The 3,589-nt window shown below is 29.5% G+C and carries 5 protein-coding genes and 1 pseudogene; all 6 read left to right on the plus strand.

Annotated elements, in window-relative coordinates; genetic code table 11:
- Positions 1-184 precede the first annotated feature (184 nt).
- Positions 185-871 (plus strand): ABC transporter ATP-binding protein, encoded by a 687-nt coding sequence (locus QZ114_RS06880; RefSeq protein ID WP_295501353.1) that lies wholly within the window; start codon positions 185-187, stop codon positions 869-871.
- Entirely contained in the window at positions 868-1,608 is a 741-nt protein-coding gene (locus tag QZ114_RS06885; protein WP_295501357.1) for a lantibiotic ABC transporter permease, read from the plus strand. The genes QZ114_RS06880 and QZ114_RS06885 overlap by 4 nt, the downstream gene beginning before the upstream one ends.
- Positions 1,586-2,248 (plus strand): ABC transporter permease, encoded by a 663-nt coding sequence (locus QZ114_RS06890; protein ID WP_295501360.1) that lies wholly within the window; start codon positions 1,586-1,588, stop codon positions 2,246-2,248. The genes QZ114_RS06885 and QZ114_RS06890 overlap by 23 nt, the downstream gene beginning before the upstream one ends.
- Before the next feature lie 162 nt (positions 2,249-2,410).
- On the plus strand, positions 2,411-3,073 hold the full coding sequence (locus QZ114_RS06895; RefSeq protein WP_295501363.1) for a NisI/SpaI family lantibiotic immunity lipoprotein: 663 nt from the start codon (positions 2,411-2,413) through the stop codon (positions 3,071-3,073).
- 49 nt (positions 3,074-3,122) lie between these two features.
- A pseudogene (locus QZ114_RS06900) lies at positions 3,123-3,320 on the plus strand (peptidylprolyl isomerase); the annotation flags it as partial.
- 26 nt (positions 3,321-3,346) lie between these two features.
- Positions 3,347-3,589, plus strand: a 243-nt coding sequence (locus QZ114_RS06905) for a DUF5945 family protein (RefSeq protein WP_295501366.1), incomplete at its 3' end; no start/stop codon positions are given.

Here is a 3,589-nt window from a genome sequence, read left to right on the forward strand (position 1 = left end):
CTTCATAAGTTAATTTCATAATAAAAACACCCCAAAAGTTAGATTTTTCTGTCTAACTTTTGGGGTGCAGTTCATTTCTAAATTGAGGACTGTCTATTTTTTATTTTGTAAAATTGGAAAATCTGAACAAATTTTGAAAAATAAAGTGTAACATACAAGTATAAAACAAGGAGGAATTAGAGTTATGAATATACAAGTTCAAAAACTTAGAAAATCATATAAGGATAGAGAAGTGCTGAAAAATATTTCTTTTGAAATAAAAGAGGGAAGTATTTGTGGATTATTGGGTATCAATGGTGCAGGAAAATCAACAATTATGAAGATTATTTTTGGTCTTGAAAACGCTGATAGTGGTACGGTTATTTTTAATGGGGGAAAAAATGCGGGCATATATGAGATTGGAGCGCTTATTGAAACTCCTGCTATCTATATGAACTTATCTGCATTTGATAATTTAAAAACAAGAGCATTGTTATATGATATTTCTGACGAACGAATTAATGAAGTATTAAACTTGATTGGGCTATCTAATACGGGAAAGAAAAAAGCAGGGAGCTTTTCTTTAGGTATGAAACAACGTTTGGGATTAGGCATGGCAATAATTACTAGTCCAAATTTGCTCATTTTAGATGAACCTACCAATGGATTGGATCCAGATGGTATAAAGGAATTATTGAATTTAATGATTTCTTTAAAGAAATCAGGAATGACAATTCTTTTATCTAGCCATCAACTGTATGAAGTTAGTAAAGTGGCAGATAAAGTTGTTATTTTACATGATGGTCACATTTTTTACGACGGTTCGAATGTTCAAAGTGATGATTTAGAATCTTTATTTTTTAGAATTGTTCATGGAGGTGACGCAATATGATAAAAGTATTTAAATCAGAATGGTTAAAACAGCGAAAAAATACATCCAAAAAATTCTTGATAATAGCTCCTGGATTGTCGATTTTAATAGCTGTATTACTTGTTGGACCGAGTATTCTAGAAAGTTTTTCAATATATTGGTGGGAAGCCGTCTTTTTGTACACGCTTATTGGATTGTTATTTTTATATGATTATAAAGCAGAAGAAGCTGCAGGAAACTTCCAGAATATATACTTTCGAAATGATAGCATAAAAATATATATCGTAAAGATACTTTTAAAATTAAAAGATTTACTCATTTCGAACGTATGGTTTTTAGCTATATTATTATTTACAAGTAATTTTTTGTATGGCGACTTAATATCATTGAATATAATTGGTGACTTAATTTGTTTAGTACTTATTTCGATAACATCCATATGGGTATTGCCACTCTTGTATCTATTTTCGAAACGGATCAACCCCTATATCTTAGTATCTATTAACTCCTTGATTTGTTTTTTGGTTGCACCTTTTATCGCTCAAAGTAGCTTTTGGTTCTTCTTTCCTTTTACATATCATTATAAAATTGCTTATAGTCTTATGTATATAAAACCGTCAGGAGATTTAGATTTAACAAATCATGTAACAGACGTTAAAATGGTAGTATTTACCGTATTTCTATCATTGATTCTATTTATTGTTTCTTTGTTAATGTTAAATTGGAGGTTAAGTAATGATCCAATTGCTAAAAAGTGAAATGATTAAATTTAAAGGTTCGTATCAACTATACATTATTTTGATTTTGTCTACTATACAACTATTGACAATTCCAATTTACATATTATCTGTAAATAACACAATTGTATTGGAAAATATTATCTTTTTACCCATGTTAGGCTATTGTATGATAACTACGATAATCACTTTATTAGTATCTGAACAAGAAATCAATGCTAATAATTATCAGAATATTAAAGGCTTGAGAAATACAGCCAGTATATGGGGAGCGAAAATTTTTGTGTTAGATTTACTATTATCTTTACTTACTATTCCTTTATGGGTAGTTGTAGGTATAGAGTTAGAACACTTTTCATATTATTTTTACGTAGGAATAGTTAGTTGGTTATTACTAATATTGCTAAATCATTTCCACATGCTATTGACATTGTTTATTGCGAAAGGTGGCAATTTACTTATTGCTGTTGTAGAAAGTTTATTTATATTATTTGCAACAAATAAAGTTTTTCTTAATATTTTTTGGATTCCAGTAATTTTACCAGTTAATATAATTTTAGAAAATAATTTTAGAAGCACAACCTATTTATTGGCTTTAATTTTTTATGTTGTATTATTGTTTGTTGCTAATTTAGTAGTTGTAAGCAGAAAAGGTGTTTAATTATATATTCTGATGGAAATGAAGGGAGTCTTAAATTTTTGGATGGAAGTTTGGGAATTGTTTTGACTTTACTTCATATCCAAAATAAGTCTGTAAAGACGTATTGGAGAGAGGTGTTATTGATTTTTGATAATTTAACTATAGAAAATTAGGAGGAGAACTATGAAATTCAAAAAGATCTATCTTTCCGTCATTTTTTTCTTAAGTTTACTTGGATTGACTGGATGTACATATGAGAAGTATGATGTTAAATTTCTCGACTCAAGTTATAATCAATTTGCTTATAAAGGAGAGCATTATGGTGTAACTAATCAATTAATCTCATATGAAGATATTGAAAGCAAAGTAAGCAATCATGATGATACTTATGAAATATCTTACGATGATTCCAATAATGAAATAAAGAATGATATGTTGGAGATTGGTGACTTATATCAGACTAAGAATAGAGAATTTGCCATAAAAATTGATAGTACTTTCTATAAATGTAGACTACTTGATAATATTTCTAAAGAAGAACTCCTAAAAGTTTCTGACTTATTTAATGTTCGCTTAGTAGGAGGATTTGCTATCAATGAGCAAGAAGCCAGAGAGTTGAAGATAGGGGAACAATCATTTATAATTACTGAAGAAATTATTCCAAAAGAAGAGCTTAGTGCTACAGTTGCTAACTTAGATAATCAAGTGAAGTCAGTCACTAGATTATCAGGGGAGCACGAAAGTTGGAAATATGGAGAAATTTGTTCTTTAGAAAATCAGTCTATCCATGAGAAAGTAGCAGTTAAATTGAATGGAGAATATCATTTGGCTTTCTTAAGAAGTTAAACTGGGCAAAAAGTCTTTAAAAGAAAAAAGCGCATAGTGTCAGGAATTGAAAAAACTAGGGGAAAATAATACACGTATTCAATCTTATATGACAGAATCAGCTTATTCTCAAGAATTGTCAAGTCAAAATGATGCCATGAACCAAGTTTATAAGGACTATATTTTGGATTATCATTTCGAAAAAGCGGATATCTTTGTTAATCAGACTACGAATCAAGCTATTGCCATGATCTCTTATAATGTAACCTAATTTAGAAAGGATGAAATGAGTGGATGACAAAAGATTGGAATTTTAATCAACCATTAGAAAGTAAACCAGAAAATCAAGAAGATCCGGATAAAATTGCGGCCTTATTTGGAAATCATCAAGGAGGTAATGATGTAAATTATGAAGCAGCTTTTCAAAAGCGTAAACAAGCACCTGTGACGGAATCAAATTCTAGTTCTAAACCCAAAGTTACAGAGGTTAGAACAGGAAAAGAGACAGATATCACTACAAGTTATCAGCAACATCTT

This window comes from uncultured Streptococcus sp. (assembly GCF_901875575.1).
Lineage (GTDB): Bacteria > Bacillota > Bacilli > Lactobacillales > Streptococcaceae > Streptococcus.

Coding starts and splice junctions, on each gene's coding strand:
- QZ114_RS06890 (WP_295501360.1), top strand. CDS start 1,586: ATGATCCAATTGCTAAAAAGTGAAATGATTAAATTTAAAGGTTCGTAT.
- QZ114_RS06885 (WP_295501357.1), top strand. CDS start 868: ATGATAAAAGTATTTAAATCAGAATGGTTAAAACAGCGAAAAAATACA.
- QZ114_RS06895 (WP_295501363.1), top strand. CDS start 2,411: ATGAAATTCAAAAAGATCTATCTTTCCGTCATTTTTTTCTTAAGTTTA.
- QZ114_RS06880 (WP_295501353.1), top strand. CDS start 185: ATGAATATACAAGTTCAAAAACTTAGAAAATCATATAAGGATAGAGAA.